Genomic DNA, 18,111 nt, shown 5'->3' on the forward strand with positions numbered 1-18,111 from the left:
GGATGTGGTCATTACAGGCCCCGGCACATGTGTCGGGGCCTGTTCTATTCCGGCCAGGAATGCTTTCGAAGTGGGCGCCAGCTTGCGCTGGCGCGTGGGGTCATTCGGCGTCCAGATGCATCTGCGTTACCACCCGGCCATCCTTCTCGGCCTGGCCCAGTTTGGCGTCGACGAAGTACACCCGGTCATCTTCCAGCTGCCCTTTGTCGACCAGGTAGTCCTTGATGGTGCTTGCGCGGTCCTGACCGAGCTGGCGCAACAGCACGTCGCTGCTGCTCCAGAACGTGATCACGCCGCCCTTGAGTTTGGCCGTGCGTTCATCGTCGCTCAGGTTTTTCCACTCCGCCGGCGGTTGTTGTTTCAGGCGGGTGCGGTAGATACCTTCGAGCAAGGGGGCTTTTTCCTTTTCCGGTACTTGCAGCAAGGACGCCTGGGCCGGAACCTTGTCGCCACGGCGCTGCAGGATCTTGTAATAGTTATATTGGTATTCGCGCTCCAGACGCTGCTCGGCGAGGAACTTGCCGTCACTGTCGGCCGCTGCCGTGCCTTCGATTTCCAGGCGCAGGGTAGGGCGTTCTTTGAGAGCCTTGGCCAAGGTGTTCAGGGCGCCCTCGGCGTCTTTGTTCAGTTCGCTGGAGCCTGCGGCGAACGAGACATTGCCGAGGTCTTCCGAACCGCCGCCGCTCACCAGCCCACCGATAAACTTGAACGGCGCCGTTGCCGCGCGCACCACCAGGTTGCGCAGGGTCTGCCAGACGATCGGCATCACGCTGAATTGCGGGTTGTTCAAGTCGCCGCTGATGGGCAGTTCAATCGAGATCTTGCCGTCAGAGTCCTTGAGCAGGGCGATCGCCAGGCGAATCGGCAGGTCTACCGCATCGGCACTGTCGACTTTCTCACCCAGTTGCAGTTGCTCGACCACCACTTTGTTCTCGGCCTTCAGCTGGCCTTTGGTGATCACGTAATGCAGGTCGAGGTTGAGGCGGCCCTTGCGAATCCGGAAACCGGCGAACTTGCCCGAGTAGGGCGTCAGGGTCGTCAGTTCGACACGTTTGAAGCTGGTGGCGATATCCAGTGCCGCCATCGGATCAAACGGGTTCACGCTGCCTTTGATGGTCACCGGTGCATAGCGATCCACCTTGCCCTTGATGTCGACAGCTGCCGGTTTGGCCTGGCGGCTGTCAATGGTGCCGATCTGCCCGTTGAGCTGTTGGATCGCGGTGGCGAAGTTGGGCGTGAGGCTGAAGTCGGCGAAGTTGGCCGAACCGTCGTTGATCGCGATCTGCCCGATATGAATGCCCAGCGGTTTTTCTTTGCTTGCGGCCGGCTTGGCCGCTGGCTTGGCGCCGCTGTCGGCCGGCTGGGGAATCAGCAGGTCGTCGACGTTGGTGGTGCGATCATCGTTGATCATGAAGCGCACATAGGGCTGTTGCAGGTTGATCTTGTCGATCGACAGGCTGTCGCCATGCTGGTAGTTCAGCCCTTCCAGCACCAGGCGCTGCCATTTGAGGAAGTCGCGGGTCTTGAGGGTGTCGAGGGTGTGCAACTGATCGACCTGCGCCCGGCCGGTGATCTGTAGGGCCAGCGGCTCGGTGCTTTTGAGGTTCACATCGAGGTTGCTGCCGAGCATGCCGCTACGCAGTTCCAGGCGGATGAACGGGCTGATATAGGACTGTGCGACCCGCAGGTCGATGTCCTGGGTGTTCACTTTCAGCTTGGCGCTGATCGGGTTGAGGTTGACCTCGCCGGTTGCCTGGATCTTGCCTTGCTTGCCCAGGCCGGTGTCGACCTTGAGGGTGAAGGGGCTGCCGTTGAGGCTGTCGAAGTTCTGCACATCGACGTTCAGCGGGCCGAGTTCCAGCGCGACCGCAGGTTTGGCCTGGCGGTCGGCCAGGTGGACCTGATAGTTGCGCAGTTGCACATCCTTGAGCAGCACTTGCCAAGGCTTGCTCGGCGCTGCAGGCGCGGCTTTGGGCGAGTCGGCAGCTGCTGGCGCGCTGGCTGCTTCCGGCGCCTTGGCCGGCTTGCTCGGCTGGCTGGCGAACAGTTTCTGCCAGTCCAGTTGGCCATCGGCTTCGCGGGCGGCCCAGGTTTCCAGCTTGTTGCTGCGGATCTTGCCGACCACCACCTGCTGCTTGGCCAGGTCGATCGTGGTTTCGCTGACGTCCAGGCGCTCCAGGCGCACCAACGGCCGGCCATCCGGAGCCTTGATGGCGAACGGCGCGATGCTGGCGGCGGTGTTGGTCAGGTTCAGTTCGGTTTCTTTGGCCAGGCTGAACGTGTAGTCCGTGCTGAAGTTGAGCACGCCGTTTTCGAGGACCAGGGGCAGGGCGTCGCGCACGTAGGGCCACCAGGCTTTCATCTTGCCATCGGTGATTTTCAGGGTGCCTTTGGACGTGATCGGCACCAGGCTGACGTTACCCTTCCAGTCGATCTGCCCGCCTTCCGGGCCGGCGGCGACCAGGGTCATGTCGGCATTGTCTTCCGGCAGGGTGCTGAGGTTTTTCAGCTCGAAGTCGAGTTTGTCGTAGAGGAACTCGATCGGCTCGCTGGGGCGCAGGTCTTCAAAGTGCAGATAACCGCCCGCCAGCTTGATCCGCTCGATCCGCAACGGGAACGGTTTGGCGTTGGGGTCTGCCGGTGTCGGTTCGCTGGGTGGCAGTTTGAACAACTGCGCCAGGTTCAACTGGCCGGACTTGTCGAACAGCAACTCGGTCTTGGGTTTGTCGAGTTGCACATCGGCCAAGTGCAGGGCGCGGGTCCACAGGCTGTCGAGCTGCAGGTTGGCGTAGAGCCGCTCGAAACCCACTTGTTCCTTGCCGGGATCGCCGATCTTGAGGCCCCACAGCGTCACTTCCAGGCTGAACGGGTTGAGCTCGATACGCTCGATGCGGGCCGGCACCGTGGCGTAGTTGGTCAACTGTTGGTTGGCTATGCGAAGGGCAATGCCGGGCAAAATCAAAAAGCCCAGCAAGCTGTACAGGGCAACGGCAGTCAACAAGGCGCCAGTGGCGCGAATCAATCCTTTGGGCATGGGGCGGCGCCATCTATGTCGAACAGGAGTGCCTTGGAGTATGGCACGGGTTTTCGGTTCCGAAGAGCCACCCTCTTTCAGAAAATTCCTATAACTGCAGGATCAGAGTCTTCAATGGAGGTTGCTGGTCTTGCGACGGAAAGTCGGCGCCAGGAGGCATGATTTGCCAGTCGCGCACCGGACGCCCGGCTTTCTCGGCGCAACGTAGCACCTGCTCACGCCAATCGTCCATGCTCACTTTTGCCAGGTTGTTGCAACAGATCAGCACGCCGTCATCGGCGGTTGCCAACAGCGCCGGCTTGAGCAGGCTTTGATAGTCGCGCAACAGGTCGACGGTGCCGAAGGCGCTCTTGGCCCAGGCCGGCGGGTCAAGCAACACCAGGTCATATTGACGCGGTTCCAGGCGCGGATAGCTCGGCAGTTTCTGCCCGCGCCGCTGAGTGATCGGCAGGCCGGCCAGCTGGCGAATCGCCGGGAAATAATCGGATTGCACGAACGTCATGGGTGCCAGCTGCGGGTTGAGCAGGCCGTTTTCGCGACCGACCGCCAGGTTGCCTTCGGCAAAATCCAGGTTGCACACGTCACGGGCACCGCCGGCCGCGGCGCTCAGGCCCACGCCACAGGTGTAGGCGAACAGGTTCAGTACGCTTTTGCCGGCACTGTGTGTCTTGACCCAGCCGCGGGTGTTGCGCAGGTCGAGGAACAGCAACGGGTCTTGCCCGGCATGGCGCCCGCGCACGCGGTAATTGAGGCCCCATTCGTGGCCGACCAGGTCCTGCAGCGCTTGCGGTGTGGCGCGGTAGACCGTGTCTTCGCGGTCGATCCGCGAGTTGCCACGGGAACGGTCGTTGTACACCAGCAGCAATTCCAGGCCCATGTACTGGCTGATCAGTTGATGCAGGTCCAGCAAGTCTGCGCTTTCCAGCGGTTGGTGGAAGCTCTGCACCAGCAATTGCGGGCCATAGCGGTCGATGGTCAGGCCTCCGGCGCCTTCCTGGCTGCCGTGGAACAGCCGGTAACAGTCGGTGCCTTGGGCATGCAACTCGCTGATCAGGCCTTGACGATGATCGAGGGCGGCGCGCAGCGCCTGGTTCAGGGGAGACATGGAGCGCGCCTTGCTGGGTAAATGTGGGCGCGGAGTTTAGCAGTTATGGAGCGTCGCCTACATCAACCCCATCCGCCGATGCGCGCGCTGCACCGAGCCATTGCGCATCGCCCAACGCAGCACCGGCGCGCTGCGCTTGACCCCGGCACGCACCAGCTGGCGTTGCAGCGGGCTCGGGTGTTGCCCCAGCATGTCGGCGGCCCAGGCCGGCAGCAGGTCGATCCCGGCCTGCATCATCAGGGCGCCAAAGGGTTTGGCCAGGGTGCTGGGCGCCGGGGCTTCGAGCAGCAGGCGCAGCACTTCGCGGCTGCGCGCGTCGCACAATAATTGTGGACGGATGCGCGCCAGATAATCCGCAATTTCCTCGCGTGAGCGCGGCACATTCCGCGCGCCCAGGCGTTCGGCGACCAGGGCGATTTCGTTGTAGTAACGATCCTGATCGCGCCCCGACAGCTGCGGGTTGCGATAACGCACGTGTGCGGCGAGGAAGCTGCTGACCTCCGCCACATGCACCCAGGTCAGCAACTGCGGGTCGCTGGCCGCGTAGGCGCGGCCGTCGGGCGCATGGCCGACAACCTGCAGGTGAATGGTGCGTACTTTCTCGATCAGCCAATCGGCGTCTTTGCGCGAGCCGAAGGTGGTGCCGGAAATGAACTGCGATGTGCGGCGCAGGCGCCCGAGCATGTCCTGGCGAAAGTTCGAATGGTCCCACACGCCAGCCAGCGCCAATGGGTGCAAGGCTTGCAGCATCAAGGCGCTGATGCCGCCGATGAGCATGCTGCTGAAATCGCCATGCACTTGCCAACTGACCGAGTCCGGGCCGAACAGGCCGGGGTCGCCCTTGGGGTTTTCCAGGTCCAACTGGCCCAGCGACAAGCCGGTGAGGCTCATCAACTGGGTTTCGATACGGCTGCGGATAAATTCCATGGCGACGCGCGGGTTCCTATCGGTTCAGGCGTTTGTCGATCAGGCCGGCGACCACGCTGGGGTCGGCCAGGGTGGAGGTATCTCCGAGGCTGTCCAACTCGTTGCAGGCTATTTTGCGCAAAATGCGTCGCATGATCTTACCCGAGCGGGTTTTCGGCAAGGCCGGGGCCCATTGGATCAGTTCCGGTTTGGCAAAGCTGCCGATTTCCTTGCTGACCAGTTCGAGCAGATGTTTTTTCAGTGTATCGCTGGGCTCCACGCCATTCATCGGCGTGACGAACGCATAGATGCCCTGGCCTTTGACGTCATGGGGATAGCCCACCACCGCAGCCTCGGCGACCCAGTCATGCAACACCAGGGCACTTTCCACCTCGGCGGTGCCGATACGGTGGCCGGAGACGTTGATCACATCGTCGATGCGCCCGGTGATCCAGTAGTCGCCGTCTTCGTCACGCCGCGCGCCATCGCCGGTGAAGTAATAACCGGGGTAGGGTTTGAAATAGGTGTCGATCATGCGCTGCGGGTCGCCATAGACACTGCGGATCTGCCCCGGCCAGCTGGATTTGATCGCCAGCACGCCGCTGCCCGGGCCGTTGATTTCCTTGCCGTGCTCATCGAGCAGCACCGGCAGCACGCCGAACATCGGTTGGGTCGCGCAGCCGGGCTTGATGCGCTGGGCGCTGACCAGCGGGCTGAGCATGATGCCGCCGGTTTCGGTCTGCCACCAGGTATCGACAATCGGGCAGCGTTGTTCGCCGACGGCGTTGAAGTACCAGTCCCAGGCTTCCGGATTGATCGGCTCACCGACGCTGCCGAGCAGGCGCAGGCTGGCGCGGGAGGTGTTCTCCAACGGAGCGTGGCCCTCGCGCATCAATGCGCGCAGGGCCGTCGGCGCGGTATAGAAGATATTGACCTGGTGCTTGTCGATGACCTGCCAGAAGCGCGAGCTGCTCGGGTAGCTGGGTACGCCTTCGAACATCAGCGAGGTGGCGCCGTTGGCCAGCGGGCCGTACACGATGTAGCTGTGGCCGGTGACCCAACCCACATCGGCGGTACACCAGAACACTTCGCCGTCGCGGTAGTCGAGCACGTACTTGAAGGTCATCGCGGCTTGCAGCAGGTAGCCGCCGGTGGTGTGCAGCACGCCCTTGGGTTTGCCGGTGCTGCCGGAGGTGTAGAGGATAAACAGCGGGTCTTCGGCGCCCATCGGCTCGGGTGGGCAGTCATCGCTGGCGGCATCCACGGCCTGTTGGTAGTTGAGGTCGCGGCCTTCGCTCCAGTTCACGGCGGCCCCGGTGCGCGCTACCACCAGCACGGTGCTGACGTTCGGGCAACTGGCCAGGGCCTTGTCGACATTTTGTTTCAACGCCACCGGCTTGCCGCCGCGCACGCCTTCATCGGCGGTGATCACCGTGCGGCAGTCGGCGTCGAGAATGCGGTCGCGCAGGGCGTCGGGTGAAAAGCCGCCAAACACCACCGAATGCACCGCCCCAATCCGCGTACAGGCGAGCATGGCGTAGGCTGCTTGCGGAATCATCGGCATGTAGATGCACACCCGGTCGCCTTTTTTCACGCCACGGCTTTTCAGCACATTGGCCAGGCGGCTGACGTTTTGATGCAGTTGGCGGTAGGTGATGGTGGAAGATGCTGTCGGATCATCGCCCTCCCAGATGAAGGCCGGTTGCTCGGCGCGTTGCGCCAGGTGGCGGTCGATGCAGTTGTAGCTGACGTTCAATTGGCCGCCGGCAAACCATTGGGTGGCGCCGGTCTGGATGTCCGAGGTATTGACGGTGTGCCAGGGCGTGGTCCAGTCGAGAAAGCGCCTGGCCTGTTCGGCCCAGAACGTGTCCGGCTGTTCGATGGATTGGCGATAGAGGCGCTGATAGTCCTCTTGACTCAGTTGCGCAGCCCGGCGGACGGCATCGGCGATGGGAAACATGCTGATATCGAACATGAGCGATCCTTATTCTTGTTTTTGCGACAAGTCATAAAGATGCACCCAGTCGGGGGCGGGTTCAAGGCCGACGTCCGAATGGACGCCGGCCCTGTGTGACCGACTTCAGCCGCGGTGACGACCGCGGAAGTAGTTGATCAGGCCCTGGGTCGACGCATCGTCGGCCAGGCTTTCTTCGGCGCCGGTCAGGCGGTTGTAGACGCCCTTGCCCAGTTCCTTGCCCAGCTCCACGCCCCATTGGTCGAAGGCGTTGATGCCCCAGATCACGCTTTGCACGAACACTTTGTGTTCATACATCGCGACCAGTGCGCCCAAGCGCCGCGGGCTGATGCGCTCGACCACCAGGGTGTTGCTCGGACGGTTGCCCGGGATCACCTTGTGCGGGGCCAGCTTCTGCACGTCGGCTTCCGGCAGGCCCTTGTCGCGCAGCTCGGCTTCGGCTTCGCTGCGGGTCTTGCCGAGCATCAGCGCCTGGCTCTGGGACAGGCAGTTGGCGTACAGCCACTGATGGTGGTCGGAGACCGGGTTGAAGCTGACGATCGGCACGATAAAGTCGGCCGGGATCAGTTGGGTGCCCTGGTGCAGCAACTGGTGGTACGCGTGCTGACCGTTGCAGCCCACGCCGCCCCAGATCACCGGGCCGGTATCGGTGGACACAGGTGTACCGTCCTGGCGCACGCTCTTGCCGTTGGATTCCATGTCCAGCTGTTGCAAGTGTTTGGTGATGTTACGCAGGTAGTGGTCGTAGGGCAGGATCGCATGGCTCTGCGCGCCCCAGAAGTTGCCGTACCACACACCCAGCAGGCCGAGCAGCACCGGCATGTTCTGTTCGAACGGCGCGTTCTGGAAATGCTGGTCCATGGTGTAGGCACCGGACAGCAGTTCCTTGAAGTTCGACATGCCGATGGCCAGGGCGATGGGCAGGCCGATGGCCGACCACAGCGAGTAACGGCCGCCGACCCAGTCCCACATCGGGAAGATGTTTTCTTCGCGGATACCGAAGGCCACGGCGGCCGCGTTGTTGCTCGATACGGCGATGAAGTGGCGATACAGCTCGGCTTCCGAGCCGCCCTGGGCCAGGTACCAGGCGCGGGCGGCCTGGGCGTTTTTCAGGGTTTCGAGGGTGTTGAAGGATTTCGACGAGACGATGAACAGCGTGGTCTCGGCGCGCAGCTTCATGGTCAGTTCGTGGAACTCGCTGCCGTCGATGTTCGCCAGGTAGTGGCAGCGCACGCCTTTGTGGGCGTAGGACAGCAACGCTTCGGAGACCAGCTCCGGGCCGAGGAACGAGCCACCGATGCCGATGTTCACCACGTCGGTGATCGGCTTCTCGGTGTAGCCGCGCCACAGGCCGTCGTGGATGCGGCCCACGAGGTCAGTGATCTGGTTCAACACCTTGTGTACGTCCGGCATGATGTTCACGCCGTTGACCGACAACTTGTCGCCCACTGGGCGGCGCAGGGCGGTGTGCAGGGCAGGGCGACCCTCGGACGAGTTCACCGGCTCGCCGGCATACAGCGCGTCGATCGCGGCTTTAAGGTCGACTTCCTTGGCCAGGTCCACGAGCAGGTTGCGGGTTTCGCTGGTGATCAGGTTTTTCGAGTAATCGAGGAAAAGCCCGCAGCTGCTCAAGGTGAATTGGGAAAAACGCTGAGGATCGGCATTGAACGCGTCGCGCATGCTGAAATCCTGCATGGCTTGGCGATGTTGATTGAGCGCTCGCCAGGCGGGCAGAGCGGTAACGTCATGAGGGGTGCGGTAGTACGCCATCGCTGCGGGTTTCCTTTTATTACGGGGACTGCCTTTAGGACACTTCAAAGCCCGAAACATCCAGTCTTTCATCAAGCAATGGGTTCCGGACAGCGCTAACCATAGCGCAGGGCGAATACATTAAACCTAGCGTGTCGATATGTCTTGGCTTTGTCTGCGCTGTGGCCGGTACTTTTTTATACCGGCGCATCAGGCTGGGCAACGGGCAGGGGGTCAGTCGAGGGTCAGATGCAGGTTGTCGATCAGGCGCGTCGCGCCCAGGTAGGCCGCGACCAGGATCACTACATCGCGATCCTCGACCGTGGCCGGGCGCAGGTGGACGCCTTGGCGCACTTCGAGGTAATCCACGCGCATGCCGGCGGCTTCGATCTGCTGAACCTGTTCGGCACGCAGTTTGGCGAAGTCGCGGTCGCCGCCTTTGATGGCGGCGGCAATCTGACTCAGGCTGCGGTACAACGTCGGCGCGACGGCCCGCTGCTCGGCGGTGAGGTAACCGTTGCGCGATGACAGCGCGAGGCCATCCTCGGCGCGCACGGTCGGTTCACCGATGATCTGGATCGGCATGTTCAGGTCATGGACCATGGCGCGAATCACGGCCAGTTGCTGGTAGTCCTTCTGGCCAAACACGGCCATATCCGGCTGGACCATGTTGAACAGCTTGTTGACCACCGTGGCCACACCTTCAAAGTGCCCGGGACGGCTGGCGCCGCACAGGCCTTCGGACAATTGCGGCACGCTGACGCGGGTCTGGCCGGTCATGCCGCTGGGGTACATTTCCTCGACGCTTGGCGCGAACAACAGGTTGCAGCCGGCTTGCAGGAGTTTTTCCTGGTCGGCGGCGAGGGTGCGCGGGTACTTGTCCAGGTCTTCGCCGGCGCCAAATTGCAGCGGGTTGACGAAGATGCTCGCGACCACGAAATCCGCCTGTTGGGCCGCCTTGGCCACGAGGGCCGCGTGGCCGCTGTGCAGGTTGCCCATGGTGGGCACAAAGCCGATGCGTTTGCCGGCGCTGCGGGCATGGGTAACGGCGGCCCGCAGTTCACGTAGGGTTTTTACGGTGTTCATGCAGAGAATCCGTGTTCGGCGCCTGGGAAGGTCACGCCTTTGACTTCGGCGACGTATGCGCTCAACGCGGCGTGGATGCTGTCCTGGCCGGTCATGAAGTTTTTCACGAACTTCGGTACCCGGCCGGTCATCGACAGGCCGAGCATGTCGTGCAGCACCAGGACCTGGCCGTCGGTGGCCGACCCGGCACCAATGCCGATCACCGGCACTTTGACCGCATGGGTGATTTCCGCGGCCAGTTCGCTGGGCACGCATTCGAGCAGGATCATCGCGGCGCCGGCTTGTTCCAGGGCGATGGCATCGGCACGCATCTGGCGCGCCTGGGCTTCGTTGCGGCCCTGTACTTTATAGCCGCCGAGGATGTTCACGGACTGCGGCGTCAGGCCCATGTGCGCGCACACCGGTACACCGCGTTCAGCCAGCATGCGGATCGACTCGGCGAGCCAGGCGGCCCCTTCGACCTTGACCATGTGCGCGCCGGCTTGCATCAATTTGCCGGCGTTGTGGAAGGTCTGTTCGACGGTGGCGTAACCCATGAACGGCAGGTCGGCGATGATAAAGGCGCCGTCGTTACCGCGCTTGACGCTGGCGGTGTGGTACGCGAGTTCATCCGTGGTGACGGGCAGGGTGCTGTCATGCCCTTGAAGCACCATGCCGAGGGAGTCGCCCACCAGTAACACCTCGACACCGGCTTGGCAGCAGGCGTGGGCGAAGGTGGCGTCATAGCAGGTCAGCATCGTGATTTTTTCACCTTTGAGCTTGAGGCTCTGCAAGGTGGTCAGGGTAACGTCTGGCATGAAAAGGGTCCTCGTTCAGGCGCATGGAAACAGCGAGTAACGCGCGTGAGTCTTCGTTTATACAGGCGCACTTTCTTGAGAGCAGTGCTTATAAGGCCTGGATTGCGCCCTTTAGCGCCGGTTGGCGGCAGCGGGACGCCTATAGTCGTGAGGAGGACACGGGAAGTCAATTGCATGTGTTACCGCATTGTTACGGCGGTGGTGTTACCGCTGTTACTGATGCGATTCAGCAGTGGCTGATCAACGCTGGGTGCTGAGCGCAGGCATGCGTTCCAGGCCGACAAACGGGCAGGCTGCGAGCAGGTCGCTGAGGCGCCGGCCATCGGGCAATTGCAGGGTGGCCGGGGCCAGTTCGGCCAGCGGGTACAGCACGAAGGCGCGCAGGTGCATCTGATAGTGCGGCACTTGCAGGCGTGGTTCGTCGATCAGGCGGTCGCCGAACAGCAGGATATCCAGGTCGAGCGTGCGTGGGCCCCAACGCTCAAGGCGCTCGCGGCCTTGGTCGTTCTCGATGGCTTGCAGCGCATCGAGCAGTTCCAGTGGCGCCAGGCAGCTGTCCAGGGCCGCGACCGCATTGGTGTAGCGCGGTTGGCCGGGGAGCAGGGAGTCGCTTTGATAGAAGGCCGACACCCCGGCGACGGTAGTGCCCGGCAATTGCGCCAACGCCTCGATAGCATTGCGCAATTGTTGCTCCGGGGCCGCCAGGTTGCTGCCCATGCCGATGTAGATGCGTTCCACGTTTATTCGCCTGCGGCGCCCGAGGCATCGGCGGCGCTGCGCTTGCGTTTGCTCCCGCTGCGACGGCGCTTCTTGGGCCCTTCGCCGACGCCATCGCCTTTGCTGCCGAGTTCACGAATCATCTCGCGGCGCTCGCTGTCATTGGCGTCCTGGTAGTCGGTCCACCATTCGCCCAGGTCGTCGGTCTGTTCGCCGGCGCTTTCACGCAGCAGCAGGAAGTCGTAGCCGGCACGGAAGCGCGGGTTCTCCAGCAACAGGTCGGCGCGCTTGCCGCTGCGACGCGGCAGGCGTTCCTGCATGTCCCAGATCTCGCGGATCGGCAGGGTGAAGCGTTTCGGGATGGCGATGCGCTGGCACTGCTCGGCGATCAACTCGTGGGCGGCTTCCTGCATGGCCGGGATCGGCGGCATGCCACGGTCCTGCAGGCGCAGTACGCGTTTGGGCAAGGCCGGCCACAACAGGGCGGCAAACAGGAACGCCGGGGTGACCGGTTTGTTCTGTTTGATGCGCAGGTCGGTGTTGATCAACGCTTCGCTGATCAGGGTGTGGGTATACGTCGGGTTGTATTCCAGTGCTTCGGCGCTCGCCGGGAACAAGGGATCGAACAACTGCAGGTCGACGAGCATTTCGAAGGTATCGGCGGCGTAGCCCGAGAGGAACAGCTTGAGCACTTCTTCGAACAGGCGCGCCGAGGGGATTTCCCGCAGCATCGGCGCCAGTTCGCGAATCGGTGCAGCCGTGTGGCGCTCGATACCGAAGTTCAGCTTCGCGGCGAAACGCACCGCCCGCAGCATGCGTACCGGGTCTTCCTGGTAGCGCTGCGTCGGGTCGCCGATCAGGCGGATCAGGTTGTTGCGAATATCGTGCACGCCGTTGGCGTAATCGAGGATGCGCTCGCTGACCGGGTCGTAATACAAGGCGTTGATGGTGAAGTCGCGGCGCTGCGCGTCTTCTTCCAGGGTGCCGTAGACGTTGTCGCGCAGGATGCGTCCGCTTTCGTTGCGGGAAGACTGATTGGTGTCTTCTTCCTCATCGTTTTGCGGATGACCGGCACGGAAGGTCGCGACCTCGATGATTTCGCGGCCAAAGTGAATATGCACCAGCTTGAAGCGGCGGCCGATGATGCGCGCATTGCGAAACTCGGCGCGCACTTGCTCGGGCGTGGCGCTGGTGGCGACGTCGAAGTCCTTGGGCGTGATATTGAGCAGCATGTCGCGTACACAGCCGCCCACCAGATAAGCCTGGTAACCGGCGTTCTGCAAACGTTCGACGATGTTCACTGCATAACGGCTGAACTGAGCGCGTTGCAGCGAATGTTGGCTGCTGTTGAGCACTTCAGGCGTGCTGCGTTTGTGTTGCGTTCGACGCAAGGGAGAACGGAATGACTGGAACAACTTCTTCAGCATGGGATGCACTGTTTGAAGGAATGTTCGGCCATAACGAAGAATGACCGCATGATGGGCCGGGATTCTAGCATTTAGTCGGGGGATGGTGTAGGAACAAGCTACAGGCCTTGCGCCATAAGCCTAAAAACGTCAAATACCGGAAACTACAAGGGGAGCCGAAGCTCCCCCAGAAGTAGTTGCGTGCTCTATTTTTATTATTGGTTTCGGGCTTTTTGTTTTTGTTGATCGCCCTCGCCATGAAGTGTGACCTTCATGACACTCCCAATCGGGAGTCAAGAGCAAACGGATTGCTTTGGTCGCTGTGTTGCTGATCTACGATCCAACCAGTTCAGGCTCTGCCTTAGGGCAGTTTTTGTTGTTCTCGGCCTGGTTGCGGGGCAAGCCCCAAATGCAACGCCTCTCCAAAAGAATCAGTTAGCTGCGCCTCCGCCGTGTTGTTTTTATTGTGCGTGAGTCGATTCGTCTTATTTTTATTGTCTTGTACAAAGCTTGTTATTGTTTTTGTACTAAGCATATAGCAGGGTGCGTGCCAACTTTTGCGCCGACCAGCAAAACCAGGGGGTTGAGGGGTTTTTGGCTGTTTGGCGGCGAAAAAAAAGCCGGGGCTTCGTTACCGTAAGCCCCGGCTTTTGTTACGCGAAATATCCGCGGTAACAGTTTTTTCACATTGGCGGGTGTTACCTGTGGGCGCGCGCCCTCAGCTTTCGCTGGCCACTCCGGTCTTGCGCCGTGGAATGCCCAGGCGTTGGCGCCGTTCCCACAGGCACTTGCGGCTTACACCCAGCTTGCGCGCCAGTTCGGTCTCGGTCATGTGGTCCTGGTGCTCGAGGACGAAATGCTGGAAGTAGTCTTCCAGTGACAAATCTTCCGTCGGTTCATGGCTGGTATTGCCGGCGGCGCCCTGTTGCGGGGCCAGGCCGATGAAGTCGTCGTCTTCCAGGTCACTGAGCTCTATATCGATACCCAGCAGTTCGGCGGAAATTTCCGGGCTCTCCGACAGAATCACCGCACGCTCGACCGCATTCTCCAATTCCCGCACGTTACCCGGCCACGAGTAGTGCCGAATCGCCTGCTCGGCGTCTGCGGCGAACCGCAGGTCGGTACGGTTGATGCGCGCGCTCTGGCGCAACAGGAACGCATTGGCGATCTCGTTGACGTCGGCACCCCGTTCCCGCAGGGCCGGCAGCTTGAGTGCGATCACATGCAGGCGGTAATACAAGTCTTCACGGAACTGGCCGATCTTGGCCAGGCTCTTGAGGTCGCGGTGAGTGGCCGCGATCAGGCGCACATCGACCTTCTGCGATTGCACCGAGCCCACCCGGCGGATTTCGCCTTCTTGCAGTACACGCAGCAGGCGCGCCTGGGCTTCCAGGGGCAACTCGCCGATTTCGTCGAGGAACAGCGTGCCGCCGTCCGCCGCTTCCACCAGGCCCGCGCGCCCGGCGCTGGCGCCGGTAAACGCGCCTTTCTCGTGGCCGAACAGTTCGGACTCGATCAGGGATTCGGGGATTGCCGCGCAGTTCACCGAGATCATCGGTGCCTTGGCGCGCTTGGACAGGTTGTGCAGGGCGCGGGCCACCAGTTCCTTACCGGTCCCCGACTCGCCCTGGATCAGCACATTCGAGTCCGTCGGCGCCACTTTGCGGATCTTGCTGTACAGGTCCTGCATGGGTGGGCAGGAGCCGATGATGCCGATCTCGCCATTGCTGTTGTCGACGCCCGGCTTGTCGGCGCCGTTGGCCGCCTTGCCGGCGGGACGCTGTTCGGCCGTAGCGCTGCTGGCCGACTGGCGGTCACGCAGGATGCGGGCCACGGCCTGGAGCATCTCATCGTGGTCGAACGGCTTGGCGATGTAGTCCACCGCGCCCATCTTCATGGAGTCCACCGCCGAGCGCAGGCTGGCGTAGCTGGTCATGATCAGCACCGGGGTGCCCTGGCCGAGCTTGATCAACTCGGTGCCCGGCGCGCCGGGCAGGCGCAGGTCGCTGACAATCAGGTCGAACGTGGGAATACTGAACCGCTCTTGGGCTTCCTGCACCGAGCCGGCTTCGCTGACCTGGTACTGATTACGTTCAAGCAGGCGACGCAAGGCAGAGCGGATAATGGTTTCGTCTTCGACGATCAAAATGTGCGGCATTGATTCAATTCTCTCGACGGTCTCAGTTCACAGCGGACGTCGCTTCGACATGACGCGGCAAGGTCACCCGAATACGGGTGCCGCGTTGGCTTTCTGTGTCAGCCGGGCTGTCGATGGTGATTTGTCCATAATGCTCTTCAACGATGGAATAGACCAGTGCAAGGCCCAGACCGGTGCCTTCACCGGGGTCCTTGGTGGTGAAGAAGGGTTCGAACAAGCGGTCCTTGATGTTCTGTGGAATGCCGCTGCCTTCGTCCTCCACGATCAGGTCGACCGTGTGCTCGAAAGCCTCGCTCTTGACGCGTACCGCACTGCCGGCCGGGGACGCGTCGCGGGCGTTCGACAGCAGGTTGATCAACACCTGCGCCAAGCGCTGGGAGTCACCGTCGACCCAGTGGTCCGGATCGCATAGGTTGAAGAACTGTACTTCGAAATTGCGCCGATTCAAGGCCAGCAGCCCAATGGCATCCTGTGCCACTTCGGCCAGGCACACCGCTTCGTCGTGGTTCTGATGGGCGCCGGCGTGGGCGAAGCTCATCAGTGACTGCACGATGCGCGACACGCGCTTGGTCTGTTCGAGGATCTGCCCGCTGATCTCGGTGATTTCGCCGTCTTCCTCGCGCTCTTCGCGCAGGTTCTGCGCCAGGCAGGCGATACCGGTGATCGGGTTGCCGATTTCATGGGCCACGCCCGCCGCCAGGCGACCGATACTGGCCAGGCGCTCGGAATGCACCAGCTTGTCTTCGAGCATCTGGGTTTCGGTCAGGTCTTCGACGAGCAACACCAGGCCGCTGTTACCGGGGGCCAGGGGCTCGTCGATCGCCGCCTTGTGCAGGTTGAGCCAGCGGGTCTGGCCGTCGAGGGCCAGGTGCTGCTTGTGCAAGTGTTCGTCGGGCAGGTTGATAAAGCCTTGCAGCAGTTCCTTCCACGGGTCGCCCAGGGTATTGAGGCGCGAGCCCACGACCCGTTGCGCGGCAATGCCGGTGAGTTCTTCCATGGCCTTGTTCCACATCAGAATCTCCTGGTCCTTGGCCAGGGAGCAGACCCCCATCGGCAGTTCCTGCAAGGTCTGGCGGTGATAGCGGCGCAGGGCATCGAGTTCGGCGGCCAGGCCAGTGAGGCGTGAGTGGTAATCCTCAAGCCGGCTTTCGATGAAGTGGATGTCTTCAGTGACGTAGTTTTCGCCGCTCGCCTTGTAGGGCAGGAACGTTTCCACCATGTCCTGCGACACGCTGGGGCCCATCAGCCCGGACAGGTTGGCTTCGATTCGGTCGCGCAGGCGGCGCAGCGCGTAGGGCCTGCGCTCGTCGAACGGTAGATAGAGATCGCGCAACGCCTGTTCGACTTCCTTTTGCGCGGCCTTGGCGCCCAGGGGCTTGGCCAGTTGCGTGGCGAACTCCTGGGGCGAGGCAGCATGCAGTTCGCGGCGTTGCGGGCGGCGCACGTTGTCCACCGCGCAGGCTTCGGCGGCGCTGGTTTCTTCCGGGCTGGCGTTGGTGAACAGGGAGATCAGGGTGAACATCAGCACGTTGGCGGCCAGCGAGGCGATCGCCGCCATGTGCCAGCTGGTGTCGTCGAGCACGTAGATCATGTTCAGCAGCGGGATGTAGAAACCCTGCAGGTTGCCGACCAACGGCAGCAACATGGTCACCAGCCACACCAGAATCCCGGCGAGCAACCCGGCGATAAAGCCGCGTCGATTGGCCGTCGGCCAGTACAGCACCGACAACACCCCCGGCAGGAACTGCAAGGTGGCGACAAACGCGACGATCCCCAGGTTGGCCAGGTCTTGCCCGGCGCCCAGCAGCAGGTAGAAACCGTAGCCGGCCATGATGATCGCGACGATCAGCGCACGGCGGGTCCATTTCAGCCAGCGGTAGATATTGCCTTCGGCCGGCGGCTGGTACAGCGGCAGCACCAGGTGATTGAGCGCCATGCCCGAGAGCGCCAGCGTGGTGACGATGATCAGGCCGCTGGCCGCCGACAACCCGCCGACATAGGCCAGCAGCGCCAGGGCCGGGCTGTTGGCGGCGATGCCGACGCCGAGGGTGAAATATTCGGGGTTGGTGGTGGCGCCCAGTTTGAGGCCGGCCCACAGGATCAGCGGCACCGCCAGACTCATCAACAGCAGGAACAGCGGCAAGCCCCAGCTGGCGCTGACCAGCGAGCGTGGGTTGAGGTTCTCGGTGAACGTCATGTGGTACATGTGCGGCATCACGATGGCCGAGGCGAAGAACACCAGCAGCAGCGTGCGCCACGGGCCTTCCTGCAGCGGGGTGTGCAGCGCGGCGAGGGCGGTCTGGTTTTGCAGCAGCCACAACTCCAGCTGTTGCGGGCCGTCGAATACGCCGTAGAGCGCATACAGGCCGACGCCACCGATGGCGATCAGCTTGATCACCGACTCGAAAGCAATCGCAAAGACCAGGCCTTCGTGTTTCTCACGGGTGGCGATGTGGCGTGAGCCGAAGAAAATCGTGAACAGGCTGATCAGCGCGCAGAAGGCCAGGGCGACGCGATACTGCACCGGCTCACGGGTCAGGATGCTGATGGAGTCGGCCACTGCCTGGATCTGCAGGGCCAGCAAGGGCAACACGCCGATCAGCATGAAAATCGTGGTCAGCGCGCCCGCCCAGGTGCTGCGAAAGCGGAAGGCGAACAAGTCGGCCAGGGACGACAACTGATAGGTGCGGGTGATCTTCAGGATCGGGTACAGCAGCACCGGCGCCAGCAAGAAGGCCCCGGACACCCCGAGGTAACTGGACAGAAAGCCATACCCATACTGATAGGCCAGGCCCACCGTGCCATAGAACGCCCAGGCGCTGGCGTAGACGCCCAAGGACAAGGTGTAGGTCAACGGATGGCGAATGATCGCCCGCGGAATCATTCCGCGCTCACTGATCCAGGCGACACCGAACAGCGCGGCCAGGTAGGCGGCGCTGATCAGCAGCATCTGGGTGAGGCTAAAGCTCATCGGCATCTTTTTGGCTCTGCAGGATGAAAGTCACGACGATCAGGATCAGCCACAGCAGATAGGGGCGATACCAGGCGCCCGTGGCGTCGATCCACCAATCCATGATGGCGGGGGAAAACAGGTAGATCCCGACGACCAGCAGCAGGACCAAGCGATAGATGTACATGTTGGCCTCTGATTGAATAACTGCGGCGATGGTAACGGATG

The 18,111-nt window shown here is 62.2% G+C and carries 12 protein-coding genes; all 12 read right to left on the reverse strand.

The annotated features are described in order from the left end of the window. Window positions 1-100 precede the first annotated feature (100 nt). The gene (locus ACVWZP_RS25320; RefSeq protein ID WP_457370233.1) at window positions 101-3,034 is read right to left on the reverse strand and encodes a DUF748 domain-containing protein; all 2,934 of its coding nucleotides are present in this window, start codon (window positions 3,032-3,034) and stop codon (window positions 101-103) included. Window positions 3,035-3,122: 88 nt separating this feature from the next. Continuing rightward, on the reverse strand, window positions 3,123-4,139 hold the full coding sequence (locus ACVWZP_RS25325) for a class I SAM-dependent rRNA methyltransferase (RefSeq protein WP_046382046.1): 1,017 nt from the start codon (window positions 4,137-4,139) through the stop codon (window positions 3,123-3,125). A 57-nt stretch (window positions 4,140-4,196) separates the two neighbouring features. Continuing rightward, window positions 4,197-5,066: an oxygenase MpaB family protein gene (locus tag ACVWZP_RS25330; RefSeq protein WP_046382047.1), complete on the reverse strand. Its 870-nt coding sequence runs from the start codon at window positions 5,064-5,066 to the stop codon at window positions 4,197-4,199. A gap of 16 nt (window positions 5,067-5,082) precedes the next feature. After that, window positions 5,083-7,020 carry an acetate--CoA ligase gene (gene acs / locus ACVWZP_RS25335; protein ID WP_198864441.1) on the reverse strand — a complete coding sequence of 646 codons (1,938 nt, stop codon included), beginning with the start codon at window positions 7,018-7,020 and terminating at the stop codon, window positions 5,083-5,085. A 105-nt stretch (window positions 7,021-7,125) separates the two neighbouring features. Then, entirely contained in the window at window positions 7,126-8,790 is a 1,665-nt protein-coding gene (gene pgi / locus ACVWZP_RS25340; RefSeq protein WP_017847431.1) for a glucose-6-phosphate isomerase, read from the reverse strand. Window positions 8,791-9,003: 213 nt separating this feature from the next. Next, complete coding sequence (gene panC, locus ACVWZP_RS25345) at window positions 9,004-9,855, reverse strand: pantoate--beta-alanine ligase (RefSeq protein ID WP_126588581.1); 852 nt, start codon at window positions 9,853-9,855, stop codon at window positions 9,004-9,006. After that, complete coding sequence (gene panB / locus ACVWZP_RS25350; RefSeq protein ID WP_457370234.1) at window positions 9,852-10,652, reverse strand: 3-methyl-2-oxobutanoate hydroxymethyltransferase; 801 nt, start codon at window positions 10,650-10,652, stop codon at window positions 9,852-9,854. The genes panC and panB overlap by 4 nt, the downstream gene beginning before the upstream one ends. A 240-nt stretch (window positions 10,653-10,892) precedes the next feature. Continuing rightward, window positions 10,893-11,390: a 2-amino-4-hydroxy-6-hydroxymethyldihydropteridine diphosphokinase gene (folK, locus tag ACVWZP_RS25355; RefSeq protein WP_017847434.1), complete on the reverse strand. Its 498-nt coding sequence runs from the start codon at window positions 11,388-11,390 to the stop codon at window positions 10,893-10,895. Window positions 11,391-11,392: 2 nt separating this feature from the next. Further along, window positions 11,393-12,796 carry a polynucleotide adenylyltransferase PcnB gene (locus ACVWZP_RS25360; protein ID WP_046382050.1) on the reverse strand — a complete coding sequence of 468 codons (1,404 nt, stop codon included), beginning with the start codon at window positions 12,794-12,796 and terminating at the stop codon, window positions 11,393-11,395. A 697-nt stretch (window positions 12,797-13,493) separates the two neighbouring features. After that, window positions 13,494-14,933, reverse strand: coding sequence for a sigma-54-dependent transcriptional regulator (locus tag ACVWZP_RS25365; RefSeq protein WP_017847436.1), 1,440 nt, complete (start codon window positions 14,931-14,933; stop codon window positions 13,494-13,496). 22 nt (window positions 14,934-14,955) lie between these two features. Continuing rightward, complete coding sequence (locus ACVWZP_RS25370) at window positions 14,956-17,910, reverse strand: sensor histidine kinase (RefSeq protein WP_164887002.1); 2,955 nt, start codon at window positions 17,908-17,910, stop codon at window positions 14,956-14,958. Next, the gene (locus ACVWZP_RS25375) at window positions 17,894-18,070 is read right to left on the reverse strand and encodes a hypothetical protein (RefSeq protein ID WP_003176118.1); all 177 of its coding nucleotides are present in this window, start codon (window positions 18,068-18,070) and stop codon (window positions 17,894-17,896) included. Before ACVWZP_RS25375 ends, ACVWZP_RS25370 begins: the two co-directional genes overlap by 17 nt. Between the last annotated feature and the right edge of the window lie 41 nt (window positions 18,071-18,111).

It is taken from the genome of Pseudomonas sp. TE36184 (assembly GCF_054060055.1).